Annotated in this window: 21 protein-coding genes and 1 tRNA gene; 17 read left to right on the forward strand and 5 right to left on the reverse strand. The window is 65.9% G+C overall.

Features of this window, described 5'->3' with window-relative positions:
* Positions 1-95: 95 nt before the first annotated feature.
* The 4 genes from QM618_RS00710 to QM618_RS00725 all read left to right on the forward strand — a co-directional run bounded on the left by QM618_RS00710 (position 96) and on the right by QM618_RS00725 (position 8,618).
* Positions 96-1,085, forward strand: coding sequence for a M15 family metallopeptidase (locus tag QM618_RS00710; RefSeq protein ID WP_428093409.1), 990 nt, complete (start codon positions 96-98; stop codon positions 1,083-1,085).
* 372 nt (positions 1,086-1,457) lie between these two features.
* Positions 1,458-7,904 carry an RHS repeat-associated core domain-containing protein gene (locus tag QM618_RS00715; protein WP_428093412.1) on the forward strand — a complete coding sequence of 2,149 codons (6,447 nt, stop codon included), beginning with the start codon at positions 1,458-1,460 and terminating at the stop codon, positions 7,902-7,904.
* Positions 7,901-8,107, forward strand: coding sequence for a hypothetical protein (locus QM618_RS00720; RefSeq protein ID WP_428093415.1), 207 nt, complete (start codon positions 7,901-7,903; stop codon positions 8,105-8,107). Before QM618_RS00715 ends, QM618_RS00720 begins: the two co-directional genes overlap by 4 nt.
* Positions 8,108-8,201: 94 nt before the next feature.
* Positions 8,202-8,618, forward strand: coding sequence for a hypothetical protein (locus tag QM618_RS00725; RefSeq protein WP_428093418.1), 417 nt, complete (start codon positions 8,202-8,204; stop codon positions 8,616-8,618).
* Here the strand turns inward: QM618_RS00725 and QM618_RS00730 are convergent.
* A complete protein-coding gene (locus QM618_RS00730; protein ID WP_428093421.1) occupies positions 8,593-10,782 on the reverse strand; it encodes an alpha-galactosidase in 2,190 nt (729 codons plus the stop codon). The genes QM618_RS00725 and QM618_RS00730 overlap by 26 nt on opposite strands.
* A gap of 20 nt (positions 10,783-10,802) precedes the next feature.
* The gene (locus QM618_RS00735; RefSeq protein WP_428093424.1) at positions 10,803-11,426 is read right to left on the reverse strand and encodes a hypothetical protein; all 624 of its coding nucleotides are present in this window, start codon (positions 11,424-11,426) and stop codon (positions 10,803-10,805) included.
* A 79-nt stretch (positions 11,427-11,505) separates the two neighbouring features.
* Here QM618_RS00735 and ald point away from each other — a divergent pair, with 79 nt between their 5' ends.
* Positions 11,506-12,600, forward strand: coding sequence for an alanine dehydrogenase (gene ald / locus QM618_RS00740; RefSeq protein WP_428093427.1), 1,095 nt, complete (start codon positions 11,506-11,508; stop codon positions 12,598-12,600).
* Here ald and QM618_RS00745 read toward each other — a convergent pair.
* Positions 12,488-13,387 carry a patatin-like phospholipase family protein gene (locus QM618_RS00745; protein ID WP_428093430.1) on the reverse strand — a complete coding sequence of 300 codons (900 nt, stop codon included), beginning with the start codon at positions 13,385-13,387 and terminating at the stop codon, positions 12,488-12,490. The two genes, ald and QM618_RS00745, sit on opposite strands and share 113 nt — an antisense overlap.
* A 56-nt stretch (positions 13,388-13,443) precedes the next feature.
* Between QM618_RS00745 and QM618_RS00750 the strand changes: the two genes are divergently transcribed.
* Positions 13,444-13,938, forward strand: a complete 495-nt coding sequence (locus tag QM618_RS00750) for a hypothetical protein (protein ID WP_428093433.1) — start codon at positions 13,444-13,446, stop codon at positions 13,936-13,938.
* A gap of 9 nt (positions 13,939-13,947) precedes the next feature.
* On the forward strand, positions 13,948-14,823 hold the full coding sequence (locus QM618_RS00755; protein ID WP_428093436.1) for an aldo/keto reductase: 876 nt from the start codon (positions 13,948-13,950) through the stop codon (positions 14,821-14,823).
* Positions 14,824-14,980: 157 nt separating this feature from the next.
* Here the strand turns inward: QM618_RS00755 and QM618_RS00760 are convergent.
* A tRNA-Arg gene (locus tag QM618_RS00760) sits at positions 14,981-15,053 on the reverse strand.
* A 62-nt stretch (positions 15,054-15,115) separates the two neighbouring features.
* Here QM618_RS00760 and QM618_RS00765 point away from each other — a divergent pair.
* The 3 genes from QM618_RS00765 to QM618_RS00775 are packed head-to-tail and all read left to right on the forward strand — an operon-like array spanning position 15,116 to position 17,522.
* The gene (locus QM618_RS00765) at positions 15,116-15,445 is read left to right on the forward strand and encodes a hypothetical protein (protein WP_428093440.1); all 330 of its coding nucleotides are present in this window, start codon (positions 15,116-15,118) and stop codon (positions 15,443-15,445) included.
* Entirely contained in the window at positions 15,445-16,182 is a 738-nt protein-coding gene (locus QM618_RS00770) for an MBL fold metallo-hydrolase (protein WP_428093443.1), read from the forward strand. The genes QM618_RS00765 and QM618_RS00770 overlap by 1 nt, the downstream gene beginning before the upstream one ends.
* Before the next feature lie 26 nt (positions 16,183-16,208).
* Positions 16,209-17,522 carry a glycoside hydrolase family 27 protein gene (locus QM618_RS00775; protein ID WP_428093446.1) on the forward strand — a complete coding sequence of 438 codons (1,314 nt, stop codon included), beginning with the start codon at positions 16,209-16,211 and terminating at the stop codon, positions 17,520-17,522.
* On the opposite strand, the gene QM618_RS00780 is transcribed toward QM618_RS00775, so the two are convergent.
* Positions 17,500-19,380: a CASTOR/POLLUX-related putative ion channel gene (locus tag QM618_RS00780; RefSeq protein WP_428093449.1), complete on the reverse strand. Its 1,881-nt coding sequence runs from the start codon at positions 19,378-19,380 to the stop codon at positions 17,500-17,502. The genes QM618_RS00775 and QM618_RS00780 overlap by 23 nt on opposite strands.
* A gap of 131 nt (positions 19,381-19,511) precedes the next feature.
* On the opposite strand from QM618_RS00780, the gene argS reads away from it, so the two are divergent.
* From argS to QM618_RS00815, 7 genes are all read left to right on the forward strand, one after another.
* Positions 19,512-21,182 carry an arginine--tRNA ligase gene (argS, locus tag QM618_RS00785; RefSeq protein ID WP_428093452.1) on the forward strand — a complete coding sequence of 557 codons (1,671 nt, stop codon included), beginning with the start codon at positions 19,512-19,514 and terminating at the stop codon, positions 21,180-21,182.
* A 10-nt stretch (positions 21,183-21,192) separates the two neighbouring features.
* Complete coding sequence (gene lysA / locus QM618_RS00790) at positions 21,193-22,524, forward strand: diaminopimelate decarboxylase (protein WP_428093455.1); 1,332 nt, start codon at positions 21,193-21,195, stop codon at positions 22,522-22,524.
* Between the two features lie 88 nt (positions 22,525-22,612).
* Positions 22,613-22,780 carry a hypothetical protein gene (locus QM618_RS00795; protein WP_428093458.1) on the forward strand — a complete coding sequence of 56 codons (168 nt, stop codon included), beginning with the start codon at positions 22,613-22,615 and terminating at the stop codon, positions 22,778-22,780.
* Between the two features lie 57 nt (positions 22,781-22,837).
* Positions 22,838-24,124, forward strand: coding sequence for a homoserine dehydrogenase (locus QM618_RS00800; RefSeq protein ID WP_428093461.1), 1,287 nt, complete (start codon positions 22,838-22,840; stop codon positions 24,122-24,124).
* On the forward strand, positions 24,124-25,182 hold the full coding sequence (thrC, locus tag QM618_RS00805; protein ID WP_428093464.1) for a threonine synthase: 1,059 nt from the start codon (positions 24,124-24,126) through the stop codon (positions 25,180-25,182). The genes QM618_RS00800 and thrC overlap by 1 nt, the downstream gene beginning before the upstream one ends.
* A 2-nt stretch (positions 25,183-25,184) precedes the next feature.
* Positions 25,185-26,090 carry a homoserine kinase gene (gene thrB, locus QM618_RS00810; RefSeq protein WP_428093467.1) on the forward strand — a complete coding sequence of 302 codons (906 nt, stop codon included), beginning with the start codon at positions 25,185-25,187 and terminating at the stop codon, positions 26,088-26,090.
* A gap of 6 nt (positions 26,091-26,096) precedes the next feature.
* Positions 26,097-26,681 carry a GNAT family N-acetyltransferase gene (locus QM618_RS00815; protein ID WP_428093470.1) on the forward strand — a complete coding sequence of 195 codons (585 nt, stop codon included), beginning with the start codon at positions 26,097-26,099 and terminating at the stop codon, positions 26,679-26,681.
* Positions 26,682-26,767: the final 86 nt, after the last annotated feature.

A 26,767-nucleotide genomic window follows, 5' to 3' on the forward strand; every position in this document is an offset into this window, starting at 1 on the left:
TCGGTTACCATGGACAAGTTGTCCAAACGTTGCGAGTGCTCTCACCGCGCGTCTGGAACGGTACTGAGGCGGATACGTGGCGGAACGGAGGTGACATGAGTTCGCTCGTCGAAGCGCCGGTCACCACCGGCGAGATCGCGGTCGGCACCCGCAAGGAGCGCCGCATCGTTGAGACGCAAGAGATCCGAGTTCGCTCCACCCACCGCCGCCGCAAGGTCCTTACCCGCGGCGGCATTCTTGTGGGCTTTGCGCTCGCGATGATCGTGTACCCGGTATTCGGCACCATCGCTCCCTACGCGGATGCGGCGGAGTCGCTTCCCGGGGTAGTCAAGGGCCAGTCGCCAACCACGGCGGCGGCCCTTCTTGGTGGTGGCCCCCAGTTGCTGTCTTCGGACTTGCCCCTGCCCGACGTTGACGCCACCACCGCGATGCTCGCCGCGGACGCGGAGAGCATCTCCGGCCCGCTACCCAAGTGCAACCCCGCGGCCAAGCTCAAGGGCACCAACGGGCGCCTGTCCTCGTCGTCGATGTGCGCTCTCCGCCAGAGCGGTGAGCAGTTGCAAGCGGAGGCCGCGGTCGCCTTCACCGCGATGAACGACTACTACCGCACGGTGTTTGGCCGCAACATCTGCCTCGACGACTCCTACCGCTCGCTGTCCGAGCAGTACGGCACGCGCGCCACGCGCGGCTACATGGCGGCCACGCCGGGCACCTCGATGCACGGCTGGGGCCTCGCCGTCGACATCTGCAAGAAGGACCTCAACGGCGCCTCCGGCAAGTGGATCAAGGCCAACGCCGCCACCTTTGGTTGGGTGAACCCGCAGTGGGCGAAGACCTCCAAGTACGAGCCGTGGCACTGGGAGTACGAGGAGCTGACCGCTAAGTACTACGACTCGTCGTGGGGCGGTAACTACTCCGACGGCGGCTCGTCCTCGAGTTCTTCAAGTTCCTCGTCGTCCTCATCGTCTTCGTCGTCGAGCAAGTCTTCTGGCTCTAAGAGCACCACTAAGACGGACACCACCACCGAGGACGACACCCAAGAGACCGAGTCCGAGCCGGCCCCCACGGCCACTGCGGGGTCGTAGAACCCTTCAGGCCGGTGCCATGCCGCGCGGAATCGCGGCATCTGGCGCGGTTCCTTGTCGATACCAGGTATTCCCGATACGTTTTGCTCACCTGGCAATGTCGCCAGGGGGGACTCGTGTGGGGTTTGGGTGGCTGTTGTGCGTGGTGCGCGTGGTGTTGTTGCGCTGTGTGTGGCGTTGTTGACGGTGGTGGTTGCGGCTCCTGCGGGAGCGGATGAGGTGTTGCCTGGCCCGTCGGTGAGTGCTGTGCCTGATGCGGTGGGGCAGCCGTCTGTTGCTCCGAGTGTGGCGCCTTCTCCTTCCCCTTCTCCTTCTGTGTCGGGTGATCCGGTGCCGTTGGTGTCGCCTACTGCTGAGCCGTCGCTTGCGCCCGTGGTTGATCCGTTGTCGGTGGGGGACAGGGTTGCAGCTGAGGTGAGCGAGGTTCCTTCGGCACGCGTTGGTGCGCGGGGGGATGCGTTTGAGGTTGGGCCGGTTGCGGTGCCCGAAGAGGTGAATCTTCCTGAGGCGTCTGCGGTGGTGCTTGGGCCTGGTGAGGTTGCTGATGGGGTGGTGTTGCGTGTTGATGCTCCGTCGGATGCGGAGATTGTGACGCAGATTGGGTCGCTGCCGGCGTTGAGTGTGGGGCGTGCGGATTTGGTTCTTGCTGACACGGATGCGGTGGGTGAGGATTCGCGGGTCGTGGTGCAGACGCTGCCGTTGGCTGAGGAGTCGCTTCCTGGTGCGGTAGTGGCGTTCAGGGTTCGTGCGTTGGATGGTGCGGATGATCAGGCGTGGGCGCGGTTGACAGTGGATGCGTCGGGGTTTGAGCACGCGTTTGGCGCGGATTATGGGTCGCGGTTGCGGCTGGTGGAGTTCCCGGAGTGCGCGTTGACGACTCCTGAGGTGCCGTCGTGTGTGACGGGTGTGGATTTGGCGGAGGTTGTTGAGGAGGGGGTGGCGTCTCCGAGTGGTTTTGTGGAGCTTGATGTGCCGCAGCTTCCTGGGGGTGGTGCGGGTGTTGCGGTGGCGGGGTCTGGTTCGGGGTCGATTATTGCTGCGGTGTCGGGTGCGTCGGGGGCCACGGGGACGTTCACGGCGACGGATTTGGGTGCTGATTCGCAGTGGCAGGTGTCGGAGCAGTATGGGTCGTTTGCGTACTCGGTGCCGCTTAGGCTTCCCACGGTGCCGGTGGGTCCGGTGCCGGATGTGACGGTGTCGTATAACTCTGGTGCGGTGGATGGTCAGGGTTTGTCGACGAATAACCAGCCCGGGTGGGTGGGTCAGGGGTGGTCGCTTGGCACCCCGTATGTTGAGCGTCTCTATAAGGGGTGTGCTGCGGATGGGTACACGGCGCGAGGTGCGGAGTTGTGTTGGGATTCGCCGTATGAGGATGAGCCTGGTCTTGCGGCGTATGTGTTGTCGTTTGGTGGGTCCACGCAGCAGTTGATTTGGGATGGGGGGAATCGGTATCGCACCCAGGCGGAAACGGGGTGGCGTATGGTGCGCGAGACTCGCTCCACGTCACCCAACGGTGATAACGACGGTGAGTATTTCAAGCTGATGTTGCCTGATGGTTCGGTGTATTTCTTCGGGTTAGGGTATGTGCCGCAGACCGGTCAGGCGGACGTGGACACGAACTCGGTGGCGACGGTGCCGGTGTATGGGGATGATACGGGCGAGCCGCGTTGCGGGTCGGCGCAGTCTAGTTACTGCATGCAGGGGTACCGGTGGATGCTGGACTTGCAGGAAGATGCGAACAATAACGCGATCACGTACTTTTACGCGCCGGAGACCAACAGGTATGCGCTTGGTGGTGATCCGTCAAAGTCGGTGACGTATACGTCGGCGTTGGTGCCGTCGGAGATTCGGTATGGGGCGACGACGTCGACGCGCACCACCGGGTACACCGCGAAGGTGGTGTTCACCACGAAGTCTCGGTGTGTGGAGACAGCGAACGGTGATTATGACGCGTTGGGTGGTGACGCCGAGGAATGCCTGCCTGCGACGGTGGCGAATGCGTCGTCGTATCCTGACACCCCGTTGGACTTGCGGTGCACGGGCACGTGTACGTCTGCCCAGGATTCACCGGTGTTTTTCACGTTCAAGCGACTGAACTACGTTAGTGCGTTTGCCAAAGTTGGTGCGAGTAATTGGGACACGGTGGTGCGTCACCAATTTGAGTTCACCTATCCCAGCACTGATGATGGGGGTGCGCGGGCGTTGTGGTTGAAGACGATTCAGTCGCGGTATTACGGGGACACCGCAGACCCTGACGACAACATCACGGATTATGTGTATGCGTTCGGTGGTACGAACCTCAACAACCGGGTTGACTACACCTCGGCCGTGCGTGCCATGGATAAGCAGCGCCTGACGACGGTGAAGACCCCGGATGGGCTCACCATCTCCGTGTCGTATCAGACGCAGAAGACGTCCGCGAACAATCACTGCCCCACGACAGGGTCCTCCGGTGCCGGGTTTACGAGTTGGTATGCGTCGGTGGATGAGAACTGGGATGACAACGAGTGGGATTGTGCACCGCAGCTGTTCACTCCGGCGGTGGGCGCTACCGGGTTCGCGATATTCCACCGCTATCTCGTGGACGAGGTGGTGCTTGACGATGCGGTGATGGACACGCCAAGTCAGACGCTGACGTACACCTATGTGGGTAACCCGGCGTGGGGTTACCAGAACAGCATCCTGTTCAGCGCGGGGGCGGGAAACCAGACGTGGAACTCGTGGCGCGGCTATGAGAAGGTGCGGGTCACGACAGGGTCCGGTGCCACTGAGTCGACGACCACCACCCAGTACCACAGGGGCATGGACGGGGACCATCTTTCCGGTAGTGGCACACGCTCGGTTTCGATCACACCGATTAATGATGATCGGCTGCCGTTGTCGCCCGTGGCGGACACGTTCGCACGGCAAGGTCTCGTCATCGGGTCTGTCACTGAAGACGCCGGCGAGGTGATTCGCAGCCGCACCCAGAACGTGTATGTGGGTGCCACGGTGAAGGACGGTCCGGGGGTGTATAAGTCGGCGTTCATCGCGGTTGAGGACGCCTATGTGTTGACGCGGCTTGTCAACAAGGATGACGGCTTCCGCTCATACCGGACGGCGAAGACTCACACCGAGTATGACGTCGCGCGCCGTGTCAAGAGCGTCTTGACCGCCCCTGACACCGACGACGCGGCGCTGACGTCATGCGCCACTTACTCGTACGCGCAGTCCGCAAGTGCGTGGGGTGAGGGGCAGTACGTGGTCGTCCCGACGCAGGTCATGACCACCAAGGCGACGTGTGCAGGGATCACAACGGGCCGGACGGACCTGTTCTACGACGGTGCGACCACGGCTGCAGCGAACATTCCTGTGAACGGCAACGTGACCAAGGAAGTGACGTACGCGACGAGCGCAGCGACTGGTACTGCTAGCACCGCGTCGTATGACACGCGGGGGCGGATCGTGACCGCAACGCTTCCTGACGGGGTCTCCAAGTCCAAGTGGGCGTATGGGACAGAGTCGGGGATGACGAAGGTGACGTACACGAATGCCCCGAATGTCTCTGAGACAGCGTGGTTTGACCCGGTGTTCGGGAACACCATGAAAGTCAAGCGTGTGAACGGGTTGTTCGATCACTATCGGTATGACGCGGCGGGTAGGCCTAAGGAGGAGTTCGCGGCTGCCCAGTATGGGGATGAGGCAACGCCGCCTGCGACTACCAAAGCCAGCACGACATTCCTGTATGACTCGCAGGCTGCGCCGTTGGAGCGTCGGACGGTCCCGAACCAGATACGCACCCGCGTGCTGAAAGACGTTGATGGCAACGCGGACTCGTTACGCACGTACACGCTGTATGACGCCTTCGGCAACGAGGTCCAAACGTCGTCGCCTCGCCAAGATGGCGGCGTAGGACGAGTTGTGGTCGTCAAGTCATACGACTCGGTGGGAAACCTTGTGGTGGTGAGTTCTCCACTGGTAAACCCGAACCCTGTTGGTATGGACGCTGTCCCGGCCAGTTCGAATCCGGCCGCGATGCAGAACTACACGCTCACCACGTACGACTGGGCCGGGCGCCCCACGAAGGTCGAGCACAAGTCGCTCACCGTCGTGCTGTCCAAAACGACGTCCACGTACTTTGGTGACGGATCGCTCGTACAGTCGCCGTCGACACGCACGGTCACGATGACGGACGGTGCGGGAAGAACGGTGAGCACCGTCACCGGTGACGGAACGGTGTTCACGAAGGCAACGTACGCTTACGAGTCCGGTGCCGACGGCACGGTCACCACGGTCAAAGATGCCGCCAATGTCAAAACAGTGTTCACGGCAGACCGTTTGGGCAGGACCGTGAGGATGGTAGACCCCAACGCGGGTGAGACGTCGTATCAGTACGATACGAACGGTCGTGTGGAGAAGGTGACGTCGCAGGCTGGGGTCGTGCGCACCACGTATGACGCGCTGGGGCGTGCCCTGACGCGCACGACGTACGGGTTAGAGTCCGCTACCACCGCGCAATCTACAACGACGTACACGTATGACACGTCCGGCTCGGTGACGTCCCCGGGTCAGCTCCTCAAGACCGAGTTCACGTTCCCCGGTGCCACTACGTCGTATAAGTCTGAGGTGACCGCCGTTCATCCCCGGACCCAGCTTCCTACCGCCACGAAGGTCACGTTGCCCACGATGACGGGCCTGGGCGCGTTCTCCGGTAAGGACTACACCACCACGGTCGCATACGACGACTCGGGCAGGGTCACGTCCACGACGCTGCCTGCCGTCGCCGGGTTCCTCGCGGACGAAGTCACCACCGGGTATACGTCGTTCGGTGCAGTGAACTCGCTGACGTCGACGGTTTCGGGGCCGATCCTCACCTCCGTGACCCGGAAGTTCGACGGTCGCGTCACAGGCCGCAGCCTCGCGAACTCGGTCTCACGGTCGTTGGTGTGGGACGAGGGGTATAGGAGAGTCACCGGGGTTGTTGCTACTGCCGGTGGTGCGCTGGTGCAAGGTGACACATACGAGTACGACACGGCGGGCAGGGTGCACACCATTGCTGACGCTGTCACTCACGTCAAGCAGTGCTATACGTACGACGATGGGAACCGTCTCAGTGCCGCCTGGACCCAGACCGCCGTCGAAGGCTCACCCGCGTGTGCAAGCTCGGCCCCCACGGACGGGACATGGAACGTCACGGACGAGCCCTCGTCATACCGCAGTTCGTGGAAATATGACCCTGCAGGTCAGATCTCGTCAGCGGTGACCGCCACTTTCGCCGCGCCGACACCGTCGACCACGACCTACGAGTACTGCAACCTCACGCACCCGAACGCTGTCACGTTCACATCCAACGCGACGGCACCGGATGCTGCGTTGTGTGTCACGGCCACCCACGACGCGGACCTCGCCAACGTGAACGTCGATGCCGGCGCATATGAGTATGACGCCGCGGGCAGGATGACATCGCGTCCCAACCCCACCGGAAGCGGCACTCAAACCCTGAGCTGGGACGTGTTGTCCAACCTCACGACGATCACCCCCATCGCCGCGGATGGCACGACAGGTGTGGCGACAACGTACTTGTATGACGCGGCCGGTCAACGCTTCGCTGCGCTGACGGGCACCACAGCCACCATCTACATGGGGTCGTGGGAAGCGACCGATTCCAACACGGGTGCCAACCCTGCCACGGGCGCAGATGACATTTCGGTGACCCGCTTCTACAGTGCTGGCGGCGTGCAACTGGCCTCCAAGACCACCGGTGGGCAGCTCCTGATCACGTTGGGTGATGTGCAAGGCTCCGCACAAGTCACCGTGGACCCCACTGGGGTCACCACCTCCAACGCGTATACCCCCTACGGGGTCAAACGTGACGGCTCCACGGTCGCTTCCGCCCACGGCTGGCTCAACCAAATCGCCGACCCCACCGGGCTGACCTACTTGAACGCCCGCTACTACGACCCCGTCCTGGGCCGGTTCATCTCACCAGACCCCCTGATGAACCCCGCCGACCCTCGTACGTTGGACCCTTACCGGTATGCCGACAACAACCCCATCGTCTATACCGACGCGACAGGACTCAACCCGGGATGTCAGCAATACACGGGGAAGGACTTCACGACGTGCTTCCAGTCGTACGGCGACATCGTTCAGCCGGCTTACAAGAAGATGCGCGACGAGCAGTACGCCGCAGCATACGCCGCACGAAAGACAACCGTCGATGGTAAGAAGTTGGTCATTCTCGGCGTTTCCGTCGCCGCAGGCATTGGTTGCGGCTTCGTGACCCTCGGGACCGCTGCCCTGGCGTGCGCCGGGGGAACGGGCAGTGCGATCTCCGCTTTGGCGTATGGCATCAATACGCCCCAAGACCAGTGGACCGTCAAGGGTTACACCGTCAGTGCGCTGCAAGGCGCGGCCGTCGGGCTCGTGGGCTGGGGACTCGGCCAGGGTGCTTCTTTGGCCATCAAGAGTGCCGCGGCCGGGGCGGTCAAGACGGCCACGGCCCCGGCCACAAACACAGGAGTGCGAAGTTTCGGCGGCTTTGGCCAAGCAGAGCTCCGGGCTGCCGCGCAGGCTGCAGACCGCAACGGGCTGACACAAGTTGGACGCGCCCTTCAGAAGCACTCGGGCCGAGATGGGAGCGTGTTCAACGGCCTGTCGAACGGAACCGCGACGGCGAGAAACCAACAGGGCCTGCAAGTGCTCGACGAGATACTGGCCGACACGGGTGGTCGCACGGAGGTCCTGGATCGGGTGACAAACATCTGGGACTCGACCGGACGCGGTGTTCGCTTCAGCAACGATGGGTCATTCATGGGATTCTTGGAGCCGCTCGGATGAACGGCTACAAGTTATTGCTGGCGAGCGCTGTCGGAGAGCGCGACGGAATGGCTGTGGAGCTGGCGGTGGAGTCGGGCGAGCGACTCGCCGAGGTCTTCGAGGATGACCTGACTAAGGAGCGCACGGTCACGTTCTTCACGGTCGAAGCTGTGCCGCTTGCGGTCGTTGAATGGTTCCTTACCGAGGCGGCGCGTCGGCTTTGAGGCGCAACTCGACGTGACCCCGCGATCTAGCAGCGACCCTTGTGCGCATTTCGCGACCAAGTCTGCTGTGCGCTCGCCTGGCACGATAGACCCCATGACCGCGCCCGCCACCCCCCACACCCTTGGGGCCGTGGTGCGCTGTTTCCTAACTGCCGTTGTTGCCATCGGGCTCCTCGCCGACATCACCGCAACCGCATCCGCGACCACCAGCACCGCAGCCCAAAACGCCGTTGGGGACCAAACCCCAGCCCTCGCCCCGCTCGTCGGGCCCGGCATGGACGTTTCTCCTCCTACGCACCCAGACTCAACAAACCCACAGCCCAAAACCGTGGTCGCTACCGCTGTTGCCACAAAGTCCGTTGATGACGTCACCAACGTCCTTGACGTGTCCCCACTTTGGTGGACTCTTGGCGTCGGGTTGCGACCCAATTCCGGGCGCATCGTCGCAGGGCGTCCGATCGAATCGTCGCCAGCAGAGCCTGGCCTTACTGAACGGCTTCCACCCGAATGATCACCACTTCATCGGGGTCCAGCCCGGGCGCCTGCACCCCATGAACTGACAGCGCGCGGCCGGTGAGTTGCACGGGAGACCCGGCCTCAGCGTCGGCCCACCAGGGCGGTGTGGCGCGTGGGCCAGCCGAAGCCAACCGCACCGGTCCCACTGGCATCACGCGATAGGTGCGCGCAGGATCCAGTCCCGGTAGCCGCAGCAGCCCCGTGGGCTGCTCCACCACCGAGTCAAGCGAGGCGAACGAGTACAGCGCTTGTGACTGGTCCCGCGCCACCACGCCTTGCAGCACGCGCCCCGCCACCGGCAGGTCAGAGCGCACCACGTCTCCCGTGTGCAGCAGCTCGCGGTACTGCTTGTGCAGCGCCACCCATTCCGTGATGGCGCCGCGCACCTCGGGCGCGGACGCCTCCGGTCCCGCGACGTTCCACTCGATGCCAAGGTGCCCCCAGAACGCGGTGCCCGCACGGAAGTTCAGCGACGACGCGCGATGCGTGGTGTGCGCAACGGGCGGCCCAATGTGCGCACCCATGTACTCGGGCGGCACGATGAGCGACGTCCACAACTGCATGCGCTGACGCTCCAAAGGGTCATTGCAATCGGACGTCCACACGCGCTGCGTGCGCTCCAGCACGCCCAAATCAATGCGCGCCCCACCCCCGGAACACGACTCGATCTCCAGGTCAGGGAACGCCGCATGCAGGCCATCCAGCAGGCGGTAGAACGCGAGCGTCTGCTCGTGCCCAATGGGCCGGCCCGTGTGCGTGTTCGCGGCCTCCAGTAGATCGCGGTTGTGGTCCCACTTGATGTACGTGGGCTGGAGTTCGCCGATCACCGCGTGCAGTCGCTCCTCGATGTAGGCAAACGCCTCTGGGTGAGTGAGGTCCAGAACTTGTTGCGTGCGAGCCTGGATGGGCCAGCGCCCTCCGCCCAGCTCAGGCTGGGCAATCCACTCCGGGTGCGCCCGCGCCAGGTCCGAGTCGCCGTTGATCATCTCCGGCTCAAACCAGATCCCGAACTCGAGCCCCTTGCCGCGCACATACTCGGCGAGCCACCCAAGGCCGTCCGGGTAGATCTCCTCATCAACGAACCAGTCGCCAAGGCCCGCGTTGTCCGCGCGGCGGTGCCGGAACCAACCGTCGTCAAGCACAAAGCGCTCGGCGCCCACCTCGGCGGCCGCGTCCGCGAGCGCGCGCAACGCATCGTGATCGTGGTCAAAGTACGCGGCCTCCCAGGTATTCACTAGTACGGGCCGCCTGCCCGACGGGTGGGCTGGGTGAGTGCGCAGCCACCGGTGGATCCGGGTTGAGGCCGTGTCGAGTCCCGCAGGGGAGTACGACGCGTAGACCCACGGGCTTTCGTACGTCTCGCCGGACGCCAGGCGCACCTCGCCGGGCAGCAGAAGTTCGCCGCCGCCGATGAGTCCGCTGCCGTCGTTGGCGCGTTCGGCGAGGTGCCGCGAGTTGCCCGACCACCCCACATGCGTGAGCCACACCTCGCCGCTACGGAAGCCAAATCCTTGTGTACCAGCGGCGATGAGGAACGCGGAGTCGTGACCAGGCTTGCCGCGGCGCGACTCGCGCAGGTGTACCCCGGTGTTGAACGGTCCGCGCTGCGGGGTGCGTTCGCGAATCCAGCGGCCCGTGAAGTCCAGCAGTTCCGTGGCCTCGCGCGGCACCGGGAGGAGGAGCGTGAGCTGTTCCAACTGATACGGCTCGGCGTCGGTGCTGCCGGAGCCCGTGCTCGTCACCGCGGCGCGAGCTCTCACCAGTCCCGTGCCAAGCATCTCGATCGTGACGGCTAGTGCCAACCCGGCCACGGCGTCGGCCGCCTCGGTGACCACGCGGTCAACGGAACCGTCGCCGCTGCCCTCGCTGGACCGCTCCACCGAGGTGACCTCGAAGCGCGAGAAGGTGTCGCGGCCCGCGCGGCTGCCGCTGAGGCCGGGGGTGTGCATCCAACCCCACGAGTGTTCAGGCAGCACGGACAGCGCGTGCCGTTCGTCGAGCTCGCCGCCTACGCGCGGCTCCGTGGTGGCGCGCGCGATGCCCGCCAGATCGCCGTCGCCGAGTTCCGCGCCCCAGTGGACCACGCGCGGCAGGCGCCCGTCGCCAACGTCGAGCAGAAGGGAGGCGCCGGCGGCCGTGAGGTGGAGGAGTTCTGGCATGCGTCAAGCCTAGGGCCGGGCTAGGATCCCTTGACCTCAACTCCGTGGGCACGCGCCGTCTCAATGATCGCCGTGATGGGGTCGCCTTTGCTCGAGACCGAGTCTTCAGCGAGTCGCTTGTCCCAGTCAGAGGCACGCGGCGCGCGGAGCTTGTTCCCCACGGCCTCTAGCGGGCACCAGTAGGCCTGCGCGGACGTGCAGAAATACCCCCAATCGTCAGCGGGGCCACTCAAGACGAACACGGTGGTGGCTTTGGGCAGTGGTGCGTCTTCGATCGCCTTCACTGTGGCGTCCGCCAGATCCGACGCCACAGACGAACTGATGGATACGGCGATGGCATCCTTTGAGCCTTCCGGAGTGACGTACACAGTGGTCTTGAGGTCAACGAGCAAGAACTCTGGTGCCACGTCGCCCGCTGCCGCGGTCGGTTTCGAGGCGGTGACATCGACGTCGGTTACGCGTCCAACGACCACGAGTTCAGCGCGCGAGACCAAGTCTGTGATGTCTTCTACGGGATTGTTCTCTGATCCGTTGACGATTGGCACCGCGTCCCACATCGAGGTGTCGCCTCCGCCGGAGCTGCAGGATGCGAGCGCAGTGGCCATTGCCAGCAGCACAGCCGCCTGTCTGACCTCGCGCCGCACGCGTTCCCCTCTCGTCGTCCTCCCGAGTCTATTGGCCTTGTGGAGAGCGCGGACGGCTACCAGGGTGAACACTGGGATCATGCTCATCACCGTTCCGGCAGAGACAAAGGTGGCGGAGACGCGCGTGGCGCTCACTCCGCATGGTGCGCGCGAGTTGGTTGCGGAAGGACACGACGTCTGGGTGCAGGCCGGCGCCGGGGCAGGTTCCGCGATGACGGACGCCGAGTACGAGGCAGCGGGCGCGCGTCTCGTAGGTCTTGAGGACGCGTGGTCGGGCGAGCTGGTGCTGAAGGTCAAGGAGCCCACCCCCGCCGAGTACCCGCTGCTGCGCGACACCACCCTCTTCACATTCCTGCACCTTGCCGCCAACGAGCCACTCGCCCGCGCGCTCATCGACGCGGGCACGTTGGGAATCTCGTACGACACCGTCCAGCTCGAGGACGGCTCACTCCCGCTGCTGGCTCCCATGAGCGCGGTCGCGGGCCGCATGGCACCGATCGTGGGGGCGTATCACCTGCTGTCCTCCGAGGGCGGGCGCGGAGTGCTGCTCGCCGGCGCCCCCGGCGCCCCCGCGGGAGACGTGGTGGTCATCGGTGCGGGTGTTGCCGGATCCTTCGCCGTGGAGGAGGCCCTTGGGCTTGGCGCTCGCGTCACCGTGCTCGACGTCTCGCAACCGCGCCTCGACGCACTCGCCGCCCAGTACGGCGACGCGCTCACCACTGTCTTCTCCACGCCCGATGCTGTGGCCGAGGCCGTAGCGCACGCCGACCTCGTCATTGGTGCAGTACTCGTGCCTGGCCGCCCCGCACCCAAGGTGGTCACGCGCGCGATGGTGGAGGCGATGAAGCCGGGCTCGGTGCTCGTGGACATAGCTATTGATCAGGGTGGCTGCTTCGAGGACTCGCACCCCACCACCCACGCCGACCCCGTTTACCAGGTGGCCGGCTCCCAGTTCTATTGCGTTGCCAACATGCCAGGAGCGGTAGGCAACACCGCAACTGCGGCCTTGACCACCGTGACACTGCCGTACGTGCTGGAACTCAGCCACGGCGTCGGGCCTGCTATTGCGGCAAATCCGGCGTTGGCGAGGGGAGTGAACGTCGCTGAAAGAACGCTGCGACACCCCGCGGTGGCGCAGGCTCTTCCGGGGCTTCCTGCGCTACTTCCGGCGTAGTGGGAGCGGCGTCAGGCGCGTCCGCGACGGGCCGCGGGTTGACCACCGGGTAGTCCTTGAGCGCGAGCTCCGCAGCCTCGCGCCCCAACTGCACCAGTCCGGGAAGGTCGCGGGCCACCCATTGCGAGCGGTGACGCAGGCGCGGGGTGATCATGGTGACGTCGTCGCGAATCTCGTACTCGTGGACGTGGAGCGCGGTACGCATCTTCGGCAAGAAATCCCACTCGGGGGCCAGCCGCACGCCTATGACGTGGCTCGCTCCCATGGTGAATGCGGCCTCGATGGGCAGGTTCTGGACCACGCCGCCGTCCACGAAGGTGCGGCCGTCAAGTTCCTTGGGCCGGAACAGGCCCGGTACGGCGATGGATGCGCCGATCGCCTCTACGAGCGAGCCGTGGTCGATGAGCACGGCCTCTTCCGTGGACAGGTCGGTGGCCACCGCGGCGAAGCGGATGGGCATGTCCTCGATCATCGAGTCGTGGCCGATGCGGTCCACGGTCTCGCGGAGGCCCTCCGTGTCCAACAGGCCAAGGCCTGGCGTCATCGAGAAGGTGCCGAAGTCGCCCCAACTGGCCCGGATCACCAGCTCCGTGAGCTCGTAGGGGTCGCGGCCGTTGGCGTAGGCGCCGCCAGCGATGGACCCAGCCGACGTGCCCACCACTATCGAGGGCTGGATGCCGCGCTCGTGGAGCACCTCCAGCACGCCAGCATGAGCGGCGCCAAGCGCACCTCCGCCCCCCAACGCGAGCGCGAGGTGTGGTTCGTAGCGAAGGTCCACGCCGGCCATTGTGCAATCGTACGGACGCGTGCGGGCGTGTGCCAGGGGCAACGTAGGCTGGAGCGGTGACTCAGCCCCAACCGCCGGAGCAGCCGCGCACCTGGTTGCCCCTCATCATTGCCGGTTCCATTGCCGTGCTGGTGGTGCTCGGAGCAACGATCACGCACCTGCTGCGCGCAGACCTGTCACCGGAGAAGCAGGCCGCCGCGGATGCCTGTGAGGCGCAGTATCACGCTCAGAACGCCGACGGGCCCGGCATCACCGGTGGCGACATCTACTCGGCGACCGAGTGGGAGGCGCTCGACGCGCGCATGGTGAGCCTTGACCTTGCCGACGAGCAGACCCTGACGGGTGAGCAGGCCGACGCTCGCGACAGCGAGGCCGCGGCGCTCGTGTCTGCTGGAGGCGACCAGATGACCGTGATCTGGCAGCTCGACGATCAGTCCCACGCACAGTGTGTGGCGGATCTGCAAGGCGGCAAGGTGACCACGGTCACGGTGACGTCACTGGCCGCGCCGGCCACGTCGCCCAGCCCATCCCCAAGCCCAAGCGAGTCATAAGGAGAAGCCATGCAGCAGCGTCGGATAGGCGACAGGACCGTCAGCGCCATTGGCCTTGGCGGCATGCCCATGTCGATTGAGGGGCGGCCGGAGCGTTCGCAGTCCATCGCGGCGATTCACGCGGCGCTCGATGCGGGCGTGACGTTCATCGACACCGCGGATGCGTACAACCGCGATGCCAACGAGACGGGGCACAACGAGGCGCTCATCGCGGAGGCGTTGAAGTCCTATGGCGCGTCCACCGACCATGTGTTGGTGGCGACCAAGGGCGGGCTGATCCGCCCCGGTGACGGTTCGTGGCTGCGCAACGGGTATCCCGAGTATCTGAAGGCGGCGGCGAAGGCGTCGTGTTTGCGGCTCGGTGTTGACTCGCTTGGTCTGTATCAGTTCCACCGCGCGGACCCTTCCGTTGCCTACACGGATTCCATTGGGGCGCTCGCGGAGCTGCTGGACGAGGGTGTCATTCAGCTGGCGGGCATCTCGAACGCGGAGATCGCGATGATCGCGGCGGCGCAGGAGGTGCTCGAAGGGCGGCTGGTTTCTGTTCAGAACCAGTTCTCGCCCCGGTTCGCCACGACGTATGGGGAGCTCAAGTACACCGTGGACCACGGGCTCGCGTTCTTGCCGTGGAGCCCGCTTGGTGGGATCTCGTCTGCTGGTGCGCTGGGTTCGCGGCACGGCGCTTTTGGTGCGGTGGCCTCGGCGCACGGTGTGTCGCCGCAGCAAGTGGCGCTCGCGTGGGAGTTGTCGCTGTCGGACGGCGTGATCCCGATTCCTGGGGCGTCGCGGCCCGAGTCGATCAGCGACTCGGCGTTGGCTGCTGACCTGACGCTCACGGCCGAGGACCTGGCGACGCTCGACGAGTCGGTGGGCCTGTCCCGCTAGATAGGCGGCGGCAGGGCCGTGCTCTGCATCCTTTGAGTGCCTGAGTGCCGAACTGGCGTGCCAAACCTGCACCCAGGCACTCAGGAAGATCGGCGAGGTCATCGCGAACCCGGCTGTAGCGTCGGCCGGGCAGATTGCTTGACATGTCAACAAAAAGTGCCCTCGACAGGAATCGAACCTGCGACCTTCGGTACCGGAAACCGGCGCTCTATCCGCTGAGCTACGAGGGCATGCCGCACAAAATGTGGCTCACCGAGGATACCAGCCGCGGCGCCGGTGCCATGATGAGGGCATGGCAACCAAAGCGGCCGCGAAGGCCTTGGCTCTCCTCGTGCTCGGGGCCGCGCTCGCGGGCTGCGGCGGCGGGAGCGACCGGGAGGCGATCACCGAGACGGGCACCGTCTCCTCCGTGCAGGATCCGGGCGACCCCATGATCTTCGTGTTCTCTGGCCTCCCGCAGAGCACCCTCAACAACGCCATCATCTCCGTCGCCGCGCGCAACCTTGATGGCGCAGAGCCAGCCGACGTGGAGCGCGGCGACGAGGTGAAGGTCACCGTCACCACCTGCACCACGTCGCTCCCCGCGCAGTGCACCGCCACTCACGTCGAGGTGACGAAGTAGTGGCACCCATCACGGCCACCCTCGTGGGCGGCCCCACTCTCGTCTTCACTTACGCGGGCCTCACCGTCATCACCGACCCCACATTCAGCGCCCCCGGCGACTACGGCGGCCTCACCAAGACGCGCGGCCCCGCCGTGCCGCCCCAGCGCCTTGGCCAGCTGGATCTCGCTCTCGTCTCCCACGACCACCACCCCGACAACCTCGACGACGAGGGCCGCGCCGTCCTCGCCCAGGTGCCCGTGGCCCTCACCACCACTGCGGGGGCCCCGCGCGTGCCCGGCACTCTGGGCCTCGAGCCATGGACCAGCGTTACCGTTGGCCCCGTCACCGTCACCGCCGTGCCCGCGCTGCACGGCCCGGACGGGGTTGCGGAGCACACGGGCCCTGTCATTGGCTTTGTCCTTGAAGCCGACGGCCACCCCACCGTCTACTTCTCAGGAGACAATTCTGAGGTTGCGGTGGCGAGAGAGATCGCGGCAGCGTTTCCCCATGTAGACGTGGCAATCCTGTGCGTAGGTGCCGCGCGGGTGCCTAACCGCGGCCCGGATCCCCTCACCCTCGACGCGGAGCGCGCGGCCCAGGTCGCGGAGCTCTGGCCCGGCGCTCTCATCGTGCCCGTTCACATTGAAGACTGGGCCCACTTCAGCGAACCGCGCGAGGCCTTCCAGGAGAACTGGAGCGGGCCGTCGGGCAGGCTGTTGCTGTTGGAACCCGGCGTGAGAACCGAGCTACTTTGACGCTCGCGAAGCCACACACCCCGCCCATGGGGTGGAACAGCTGGGACTGCTTCGGCACCACGGTGACCGAGGAGGAGGTGATGGCGAACGCCGAGTTCATGGCGGCCAATCTCATGGAGTTCGGCTGGGACACGGTGGTGATCGACATCGACTGGTCGGACCCCACCGCACGCTCGCATGGCTACAACGACGCCGCGCCGCTCACCCTCGATACGTGGGGGCGTCTCGTGCCAGATCCCGGGAGGTTCCCCAGCGCGGCTGGCGGTGCGGGATTCCGTCCGATTGCGGAGAGGCTGCACGCGATGGGGCTACGGCTCGGCCTGCACACGATGCGCGGCATTCCGCGGCGTGCAGTGGAGTTGGACCTGCCCATCGCCGGCACCGACTGGCGCGCGTCGCAGGTGGCGGATCCCGCGAACGTGTGCGAGTGGAACCCCCACATGCTCGGCCTGGACCACGCGCACCCCGGCGCGCGGGCCTACTACGACTCGGTGCTCGCGCTCTATGCCGAGTGGGGCGTGGACTTCATCAAGTGCGACGACATGCTGTGGCCGTACCAAGCGGCCGATATCGAGGCCTTCTCGGGTGCCATCGAGAACGTCGATCGCGAGATGCAGCTGTCGCTGTCGCCGGGGCGAGACCTGTCACTCGCTCGCCTGGACCACTTGCGAGAGCACGCGACCATGTGGCGCATTTGCGATGACCTGTGGGACCTGTGGGAGGACGTGGAGGCGAACTTCGCACGCTTCGCGCGATGGGCGCCGCACGCCGGTCCCGACGGCTGGCCCGACGGCGACATGCTGCCTCTTGGCCGGGTGGGAATTCGGGCCGAGCGGGGTGAGCCTCGAGATGACAACCTCACGCCAGTGGAGCGAACCACGCTCATGACGTTGTGGGTCATCGCTCGTTCACCGCTGATGATCGGCGGAGACTTGCCGTCCTCGGATCCGCAGACCATTGCGCTGTTCACCAATGCGGAGGTGATGGACGCAGTGCAGGGGGTTCGCATTAGCCGCGAACTCTTCCGAGAGGGCGACCTCGTCCTGTGGGGGGCCGACGGCCCGGCTGGCGATCGCTTTGCCGCGGCCTTCAACCTGGGGGCAGGTCCCGCGACGGTCACGCTTGACGTGCAGAACCTTGCGTTCCCCGTGGGCGAGCCCGGCGTCATCCGCGAACTGTGGACGGGCGCGGAGGTGCCGCAGCAAGCGGTGACCGCGCAGTCCGATGCCGCGCGCGGAGTAGCACCTGGTAGCAAGGCAATCCGCGTGCACCTGGATTCCCACGGAGCCGCCCTGTTGCGATGGACACCAGGCGAGATCAGTCCTCCGCAAGCACGATGATCAGATCGCCGGGTCCGTAGACGCGCTGCTCCGACTTTGCCGGGTTGATGCGGATCGTGGCCCGTGCGTCACCCACGCCATCTGGGGCCACGTCGCGGAAGCCGATCGCCGTCTCGCCGCGCCTGGCCGCGCCCGCCGCAACCGTGTAGAAGTCCACGGGGACGCCGGGGGTGACGTACCACTCGGCGGGGCGCAGGTAGATCTCGGGGCCGTCGGATGAGAACAGCACGCCGTAGACCTCGTTGAGCTGGGGGTTCTCGGAGATCTGGGCCATCATCAGGCTGATCAGGTTGTCGCTGACGATGAAGTCGTCGGCTTTGGTGACCTCCGCGAGGCGGCGGTTCCTGTCGTCGAGCATCTCGGAGACGATGTTGAGGTTGGTGCCGCTTTCTGCCGAAAGCTCGCGCAACTGCAGCAGCGTCACGAGCGTGCGCGAATCCGCGGTCTCGATGTCGAGGTTGTCGCGATAGGCGAGCACCAGGATGTGGTCAAACGTGTGCGGCTGCAGGTCCTCGATGGTCTTGCGGTCGGTGGTGTCACCGCGCTTGACCACGATGTCGAGGTTGGGCGCCTCGGCGAACTTGGGGGCCTTGTACTCGGTGACGATCGTGACGTGCGAGCCCGCGGGGGCGTACTCGTTGAGCTCGGAAACGATGAGCGGCAACTGCGAGTGTGAGCCAAGGATGAGGGTGCGCTCAGGCTCGTCCTCTACCGCGGCCATGCCCGTGACGGCGGCCTCTGCGGGTGTGCCCGGGGTGGCGGCAAGTTCGATCGTGGAGTCGTCCTCCGCGATGACGATCAGCTGCTCGCCATCCGCGAGTGGGCGCGAAGCGGGCGGGTTCATCACCACGCCGGACTCGGTGATGACGCCCACCACGGTGGAGGTCTCGAAGGCCAGCTGGGCGTCGAGGTAAGAGCGGCCGGTCAGCGAGGGCTGCTCCGTGAAGTACATCTCGTCGCCGTCGAACTGCAACAGCTCCGTGTAGACACGGGACAGTCCTGACTGGCGGCACGTTTGCACCGTCACCTTGGAGATGGTCTCGAGCGGCAGGATCCACTCGGCCTCGTCCTTGCCGACGAGCTTGGCGATGGAGAGGTTTTCCGGGTTGGCGATTTCGCCCACCACGGTGATCTCGCCCTCTGGGCGCTCGGGGTGATTGGTGAGCGCCAGGGTGGTCTTAATGGTGGTCGCGTCCACGTCTGCAGCGTCCTCGTCGCCCAGCACGATGAGCGACTTCGCGGCGTACGGGTTGGCGCGCAGCAGCTCGTCTTGGTCAAGCGGGTTTCCGCTGCGGCACACCACTTTGGTGTTCTTGAGGTCCGCAACTTTCTCGCGGATGGCTTCTTCCATGTCCACGCGGTCGCGGTCCGCGAGCACCACCACCACGGGCTTGTGCTCCGACTCGTTCGCGATGACCAGCTCCGAGATGATCGTGAACACCTTGGTGTTCCAGCCAAGGATCACGGTGTGGCCGTGTTCCAGCACCGAGGAGCGGCCCTTGCGGAGTTGAGCGATTTGGTCATCGAAAGCGGCGGACACGACACCGATGAGGCTCGCGACCACGAGCACACCGAACAGGGTGGTGAGCAGCGAAGCGATGCGCCAAGCCCAGCCCACATCGCCGGAGAACGTGCCGGGGTCAAGCGTGAACGTCAACTGGCGCCACGTGCCTTCGACGAAGGAATAGCGCTCGTCTTGATCCGTTGGGTGGATGGAGAATACGAATGCCACCAGCCCGATGACGATGATCCACGCCAAACTGATGAGCCCCAACAGCCCAATCACGGCCACATTGCCGCGTGCCATCAGGTTGTCAAAGCGATACCGCAACCGGGCGCCAATGCTCGGCTTGTCCATGTGATTCCCCCTTGGAAGCTGTGAACAATCTTCCGAAGAGTAGCGGTGCGCGGCTTTCCAGGGAAGATGCGCGTGAGGTGAGCCTCTTCGCGAACTGATGGCAGCGTCGGGCACGCGACTAGACTTGACGGGTGACCCCAGAGGAACTGACTGAAACCATTCTTGCCGCTATCGAGGCTGGCGTTGACGACGGCACCTTCGCGATCGAGGGCGATATTGGCGAGGTGCGCGTGGAGCGTCCCCGTCAGCGCGACCACGGCGACTGGGCCACCAACGTCGCCATGCAGTTGGGCAAGCGGGCGGGCCTCTCGCCGCGCGAGTTTGCGGAGAAGCTCGCCGCCCGTCTCGCCAACGAACCTGGCATTGAGTCGCTTGAGGTTGCCGGCCCCGGTTTCCTTAACATCCGCCTCCGGGCCGACGCTGCGGGAGAGCTTGCGCGCGGAATCGTCGAGTTTGGCGAGGGTTACGGTTCGGGGGAGTCTCTTCACGGCAAGCACGTGAACATTGAGTTTGTCTCCGCGAACCCCACCGGCCCCATCCACCTTGGCGGCACGCGCTGGGCTGCCGTTGGCGATTCGCTTGCGCGATTGCTGGAGTTCCACGGCGCCGAGGTGACGCGCGAGTACTACTTCAACGACCACGGCGCGCAGATCGATCGCTTCGCGGCTTCGCTGCTCGCGGCCATCAAGGGTGAGGAGGCGCCTGAGGACGGGTACGCGGGCGAGTACATCCAGGACATCGCCAACGAGGTGATGGTCGAGGCCATGGCGGCTGGCGACGTGGATCCGCTCGAGTTGCCCCAGGAAGAGGCGCTTGAGTTCTTCCGTGAGCGCGGCGTGAAGCTCATGTTTGAGCAGATCAAGCAGTCGCTGCACAACTTTGGCGTGGACTTCGATGTGTACTTCCACGAGGACTCGCTGCACCAGTCCGGTGCGGTGGACAAGGCGATCTCCCACCTCAAGAAGACGGGCGCGCTCTACGAGTCAGAGGGTGCCTGGTGGCTGCGCTCCACCGATTACGGCGACGACCGCGACCGTGTGGTGATCCGCTCCGACGGCCGCCCGGCGTACATCGCAGGCGACCTCGCGTACTTCCAGGACAAGCGCCACCGCGGTGCGGACCTGTGCATCTACTTGCTTGGCGCGGACCACCACGGATACATCGCTCGCCTCAAGGCCGCGGCCGCCGCGTTCGGCGACGATCCGGAGAATGTCGAGGTGAAGATCGGCCAGATGGTCAACCTCGTGAAGGACGGCGAACCCGTGCGGATGTCCAAGCGCGCAGGCACTGTTGTGGCGCTTGAGGATCTCGTGGACGCCGTTGGCGTGGATGCGGCGCGCTACGCGCTGGTGCGGTCTTCGGCCGATTCCAACATCGACATCGACCTTGACCTGCTGGCCTCGCAGTCCAACTCCAACCCGGTGTTCTACGTGCAGTACGCGCACGCGCGCTCTGCCGGTGTTGCCCGCAACGCCACCGAGTACGGCATCCGCCGCGAGGACGGCTTTGCGCCCGAACTGCTTACACATGAGGCGGAGGCGGCCCTACTCGGCGTCCTTGGCGAGTTCCCGCGCGTGGTCACCCAGGCCGTCGAGTTCCGCGAGCAGCACCGCGTTGCCCGCTACCTCGAGACCGTTGCCGCGGCGTATCACGGCTGGTACGACCGCACTCGCGTCACCCCGCTTGGCGACGAGGAGGTCACGGACCTGCACCGCACGCGCTTGTGGCTCAACGATGCCGCGGGCCAGGTGCTGCGTAACGGCCTGGCCCTGCTGGGCGTCTCCGCGCCCGAGCGGATGTAGTCTCCACGCCATGAATTCGCCCTGGTCACTCACCGCCGCGCGCGGCGAGGACGGCGCGCTGTCCGTTGGCGGCTGCGACGTTCGCGAGCTCGCCGGCCAGTTCGGCACGCCGCTTTTTGTTTATGACGAGGACGATATGCGCGGCCGTGCCCGCGAGTTCCGTTCGGCTTTCGGCGAGGCCTTCGCCGAGCACGGCACCACCTGCGACGTGTTTTACGCGTCAAAGGCGTTCCTCTCCTCGCGCGTGGCGTCATGGATGTTTGAGGACGGGCTGTCGATCGACGTCGCCAGCGGGGGAGAGCTTGAAATTGCCCTCCGGGGCGGCATGCCCGCCTCGCGCATTGGCCTGCATGGCAACAACAAGTCCGACGCTGAGTTGCGTCGCGCTCTCGAGGTGGGCGTTGGGCGCATCGTCGTCGATTCCTTCACGGAGATCGAGGTGCTCGACGCCTTGGCGCGCGAGCTCGGAGTGACAGCGCCCGTGATGGTGCGTGTCACCACGGGCGTGCACGCGGGCGGTCACGAGTACATCGCCACGAGCCACGAGGACCAGAAGTTTGGCCTCTCGCTCGCCACGGGAGCGGCGTTCGAGGCGCTCACCGCGTGCCACGACGCTCCCGGGCTCGAGTTGCTCGGCATCCACACCCACATCGGCAGCCAGATCCTCTCGGTCGAGGCGTTCCGCGAGTCTGCCGAGCGGATGCTGGGCCTGCGCGCGGCGTTCTCCGCGTACGCGGGTGTGGACCTGCCGGAGGTAGACCTCGGCGGCGGCTACGCGATCGCCTACACCGAGGACGCCGAAGGTCTCCCCATTGCCAAGGCTGCGCGCGAGATTGCTGGGGCCGTAGCGTCGGCCCTTGCGAACGTGGGCGGCGCGTGGCCGCGCTTTTCCATTGAACCCGGCCGTGCCATTGCGGGGCCCGCGGGCCTCACGCTGTACCGCGTGGGCGTGGTCAAGCACGTGGCGCTCGAGGACGGCGGCTCGCGCCAGTACGTGGCCGTGGACGGCGGGATGAGCGACAACATGCGCACCATCACGTACGGCGCCGAGTACACCGCGGCGCTCGCGGGCAGAGCTTCCGACGCGGACGCGACGCTGTCGCGAGTAGTGGGCAAGCACTGCGAGAGCGGCGACATTGTGGTGCGAGACGTGGATCTGCCAGGGGACACGGCGCGCGGCGACCTGCTGGCCGTGCCGGCGACTGGCGCGTATGGACGCGTGATGGCGCACAACTACAACGCGGTGCTGCGGCCCGCGGTGGTGGCGGTGAAGGACGGCGAGGCCACGCTGCTGATCCGGCGCGACACCCTTGATGACCTCTTCAGCTGGGACGTTTGGTAAAGGCTTTCCTAAGAGAAACCAAAGTTGCGCTTGCTACCTGCGGTCAGAAGGGTCATACTGTCCGCATCTTCGTGAAAGGGGATGCGCGATGGACATCAATGACGACGACCGTCCCATCATGACGGATCTCAAGAGCTCCGAGCCCGAAGACGAGAACAAGACGCCGCTCCAACCATGGTTGCGGCGTTTTGCGTCTGTTGTGGGCTTCGCTTCCGCTGGGGTTTCCTCGCCCGGCGGCAGCCAGATGTTCTCCTGATCGCGGCAGCTCACTCGCGGCGCGGCCACGTGCGCGCGCCCCGCTAGAGTTGGTGCCGTGTCTGAGCCTTCCAAGCAGCCCATTGCCGTAGCCGTCCTGGGCCCCGGCACGGTTGGCCGCGAAGTGGTGCGGCTCCTCACCGAACACGCAGAAGATCTCGCCGCGCGGGTTGGCGCGCCGTTGGAGCTGGCTGGGGTCTACGTGCGGGATGTATCGGTGCCGCGAGAAGGTCTTGACTCCGCTCTACTCACCTCTGACGCTGAGGCACTCGTGGCGCGCGCCGACGTCGTTGTGGAGCTCATGGGCGGCATCTCGCCCGCGCGCGAGCTCATCCTCGCGGCACTCGCGGGCGGCGCCTCCGTGGTCACCGCGAACAAGGCTCTGCTCGCCGCGCACGGCCCCGAGCTCTTCGAGGCCGCCGACGCCGCTGGCGCAGACCTCTACTTTGAGGCGGCCGTCGCGGGCGCCATTCCCATCGTTCGGCCCGTCCGCGAGTCGCTCGCCGGCGACCAGGTGGAGCGCATCCTCGGCATCGTCAACGGCACCACCAACTACGTTCTCGACGAGATGACGCAGCGCGGGCTCTCATACGACGTGGCCCTCAAGCAGGCGCAGGATCTTGGCTACGCGGAGGCCGATCCCACCGCGGACGTGGAGGGCTTCGACGCCGCCGCCAAGGCCGCGATCCTCGCCTCGCTCGCGTTCCACCAGCGAGTTTCGCTCGATGACGTCTACCGCGAGGGCATTTCCGGCGTTACCGCGGCCGACGTCGCGGCCGCTCGCGAGAACGGCCAGGTCATCAAGTTGCTCGCCATCGCGGAAAGGGCCGACGGCGCGGTTGCCGTTCGCGTTCACCCCGCCTTGGTGCCGGTTTCGCACCCGCTGGCCGGTGTACACGGGGCGTTCAACGCGATCTTCGTTGAGGCCGCCGCCGCCGGCGAACTCATGTTCTACGGCAAGGGGGCGGGAGGGGTGCCCACAGCGTCGGCCGTTCTTGGTGACGTTGTGAGCGTGGCCCGGCACCGCGCGTCGGGAGGCAAGGGGCCGCGCGAATCCGCCTATGCCGCCAACCCCGTTGTTGCCATCGATACGGTGTTTACCAGGTACTCCGTTCGCATGAACGTGCCCGATCGTCCTGGCGTGCTGCAGCGCGTTGCCGAGGTCTTTGCCGCGCACGGGGTGTCGATCGAGACGGTGCGGCAGGCATCCGGCGCGGGCACGGCCGGCCTGGTGATTTCCACGCATCGCGCGCTCGAGCGAGACCTGGCGGCGACCGTCGCGGACCTGCGCGGGCTTGACGCGGTTCTTGAGGTGACGAGCGTGCTGAGGATTGAAGGGGAGTAATGGCTCACCAGTGGCAGGGCGTTGTTCGCGAGTACTTGGACTTCATGCCGTTCTCCGCGGAGGACCGCGTGGTGACGCTTGGCGAGGGTGGGACGCCGCTGGTGTATGCGGAGTCCATCTCGTCCGAGGTGGGTGCCGAGGTCTTCGTCAAGGTCGAGGGCATGAATCCCACGGGTTCCTTCAAGGACCGGGGCATGACGGGCGCGCTCACGCAGGTGGTGAAGGACGGCGACCACACGGTGGTGTGCGCGTCTACGGGCAACACGTCCGCGTCCGCGGCGGCCTACGCCGCGCACGCGGGGCTGCGCTGCGTGGTGATGATTCCCCAGGGCAAGATCGCGGCGGGCAAGATGGCGCAGGCGATCATGCACGGCGCGGACCTGGTGCAGGTGGACGGCAACTTTGATGAGTGCCTCGACATTGTGCGGTCGCTCTCTGAGGCGTACCCCATCGCGCTGGTGAACTCCGTGAACCCGTACCGCCTGCACGGGCAGAAGTCTGGGGCGTTCGAGATCGTGGACGCGCTCGGTGACGCGCCTGATATTCACATGCTTCCGGTGGGCAACGCGGGCAACATTTCCGCGTACTGGATGGGGTTCCGTGAGTATGCGGCGGCCGGTATTGCTACGCGCCTTCCGCAGATTTGGGGCGTGCAGGCGGCCGGTGCGGCGCCGTTCGTGGCTGGGCACCCCATCAAGGATCCGGAAACCGTGGCCACCGCCATCCGCATCGGCAACCCGGCGTCGTGGGACCTGGCTGTTGCGGCGCGGGACGAGTCCGGTGGATGGATTCGCGCGATGTCAGATGCGTCGATCCTGTCCGCGCAGGCGCGCCTTGCCGCTGACGTTGGCGTGTTCGTGGAGCCTGCCTCCGCTGCGGGCGTGGCCGGGCTGCTCGCCGCCGGCGCGTTAGGCGAGGTGCCGCGCGGAGCCAAGATCACCATCACGGTGACCGGCAATGGCTTGAAGGACACGGCCACGGCCCTGGGTTCGCGGTCTGTAGAGCCCGTGGTGATTCCGGTAGACGTTGAGGCGGCCGCCGCCGCGCTGGGGCTGTAGCGATGCGTCTCGTCGCCGATCACGTGCTGGTCACCGTGCCCGCCACAGCAGGGAATCTAGGGCCCGGCTTTGACGCGCTAGGCATGGCGCTTGGTGTGCGCGACGAGATTGAGGTGCGCGCGGTCGCCTCTGGCGAGACCGTGATCTCTATTGAGGGCGAGGGCGCTGAGACGCTCGCGCGTGACGAGTCGCACCTGGTAGTGCGGGCACTGCGCGAGGCGCTTGACTCTGTTGGGGCATCGCAGGTTGGCCTCGAGATTCGTTGCCGCAACCGCATCCCGCACGGCAAGGGCCTTGGGTCTTCGGCCGCCGCGGTTGTTGCGGGAATCACGGCCGCGCGGGCGCTCATCGCCGAGCCGGAGGCGCTCGACGCCGCGGCCGCGCTGCGGCTCGCCACTGCGTTTGAGGGGCACCCGGACAACGCCGCACCGGCCATCTTCGGCGGCGCCACGGCGGCCTGGGTGGACGCGGAGGGGGCTCACGCCACCTCGCTCACGCTGGATCCCGCGATCGAGACCGCCGTGCTCATCCCCGAATCCGTGCTGCCCACCAAAGAGGCCCGCGCCGTGCTTCCGCCGCAGGTGCCGCACACCCACGCGGCGTTCAATGTGGGCCGCGCTGCTCTGCTGGTGGCAGCTCTCGGCGGGCAGCTCGAGCTCCTCTTGCCGGCCACCGAGGACAAGCTCCACCAGTCGTATCGTGCTGATTCCATGCCCCCGGCCGTCGCGATGTTGCAGCATCTTCGCGGGGAAGGGTACGCCGCTGTTGTGTCTGGCGCGGGACCGTCCGTTCTCGTCATGGGGACCGGTTTGGGGTCGCTTACCTGGCCCGATGGCCTAGGTGGGGAAGCGTGGGAACTGATCCACACCGTCGGGCCGGTGCAAGGCGCCAAGTCCCGCAGGGTGTAGCGGCGCGTGAGCCGAATCCGCCCCGCAACACCCGCGGACCACGCGCAGATAGCGCGGATCTGCCTCCTCACGGGAGCCACCGGCGCGGACGCTACGGGGGTGTTCGGCGATGACCAGGTGCTCGCCGACGTCTACGCCACTCCGTACCTTCAGGGCCCCGGGTGCTTCGTCTATGTGTGGGACGTGGACGGCGAGGCGCGCGGCTACGTGCTGGGGACCACCGACACGCGGGCCTTCCAGACGTGGTTCAGCGACACCTGGTGGCCCAGGGTCGCTGCCGCGCACCCTGTCCGCACGGCGGGCGACGAGTGGCTCGTGCCATCCGCAGAAGACCCCGAACGCATGATCATCCCGCAGCTCGACGACTACCCTGCCCACCTGCACATCGACCTGTTGCCCGACCAGCAGGGCAAGGGCGGTGGCCGGCAGCTCATCGAAGCTGCGGCCGCGCACTCGCGGGACGCGGGGGCCGCGGGGCTGCACCTCGTGGCGGAGAAGGCGAACGCCGGCGCCCAAGAGTTCTACCCGCGCGTGGGCTTCACCGCGATCGACGAGGACGACGCGGTGGTCACGTTCGGGATGCGGCTCTAGGCGCACTCCGACGGATCCTGCGCCTCTCAGACCCCCGCCAACCCCCAAATGGGTCGTGAGTCCGGCTATTCGTGCCCATAGCCGGA

It is taken from the genome of Demequina sp. (assembly GCF_049841215.1).
GTDB lineage: Bacteria > Actinomycetota > Actinomycetes > Actinomycetales > Demequinaceae > Demequina.

Bases quoted from the DNA above. Each gene is read 5' to 3' on its own strand.
- QM618_RS00710 (WP_428093409.1), top strand. From the start codon at position 96: ATGAGTTCGCTCGTCGAAGCGCCGGTCACCACCGGCGAGATCGCGGTC.
- QM618_RS00720 (WP_428093415.1), top strand. From the start codon at position 7,901: ATGAACGGCTACAAGTTATTGCTGGCGAGCGCTGTCGGAGAGCGCGAC.
- QM618_RS00725 (WP_428093418.1), top strand. From the start codon at position 8,202: ATGACCGCGCCCGCCACCCCCCACACCCTTGGGGCCGTGGTGCGCTGT.
- QM618_RS00730 (WP_428093421.1), bottom strand. From the start codon at position 10,782: ATGCCAGAACTCCTCCACCTCACGGCCGCCGGCGCCTCCCTTCTGCTC.
- ald (WP_428093427.1), top strand. From the start codon at position 11,506: ATGCTCATCACCGTTCCGGCAGAGACAAAGGTGGCGGAGACGCGCGTG.
- QM618_RS00745 (WP_428093430.1), bottom strand. From the start codon at position 13,387: ATGGCCGGCGTGGACCTTCGCTACGAACCACACCTCGCGCTCGCGTTG.
- QM618_RS00755 (WP_428093436.1), top strand. From the start codon at position 13,948: ATGCAGCAGCGTCGGATAGGCGACAGGACCGTCAGCGCCATTGGCCTT.
- QM618_RS00765 (WP_428093440.1), top strand. From the start codon at position 15,116: ATGGCAACCAAAGCGGCCGCGAAGGCCTTGGCTCTCCTCGTGCTCGGG.
- QM618_RS00775 (WP_428093446.1), top strand. From the start codon at position 16,209: ATGGGGTGGAACAGCTGGGACTGCTTCGGCACCACGGTGACCGAGGAG.
- QM618_RS00780 (WP_428093449.1), bottom strand. From the start codon at position 19,380: ATGGACAAGCCGAGCATTGGCGCCCGGTTGCGGTATCGCTTTGACAAC.
- lysA (WP_428093455.1), top strand. From the start codon at position 21,193: ATGAATTCGCCCTGGTCACTCACCGCCGCGCGCGGCGAGGACGGCGCG.
- QM618_RS00795 (WP_428093458.1), top strand. From the start codon at position 22,613: ATGGACATCAATGACGACGACCGTCCCATCATGACGGATCTCAAGAGC.
- thrC (WP_428093464.1), top strand. From the start codon at position 24,124: ATGGCTCACCAGTGGCAGGGCGTTGTTCGCGAGTACTTGGACTTCATG.
- thrB (WP_428093467.1), top strand. From the start codon at position 25,185: ATGCGTCTCGTCGCCGATCACGTGCTGGTCACCGTGCCCGCCACAGCA.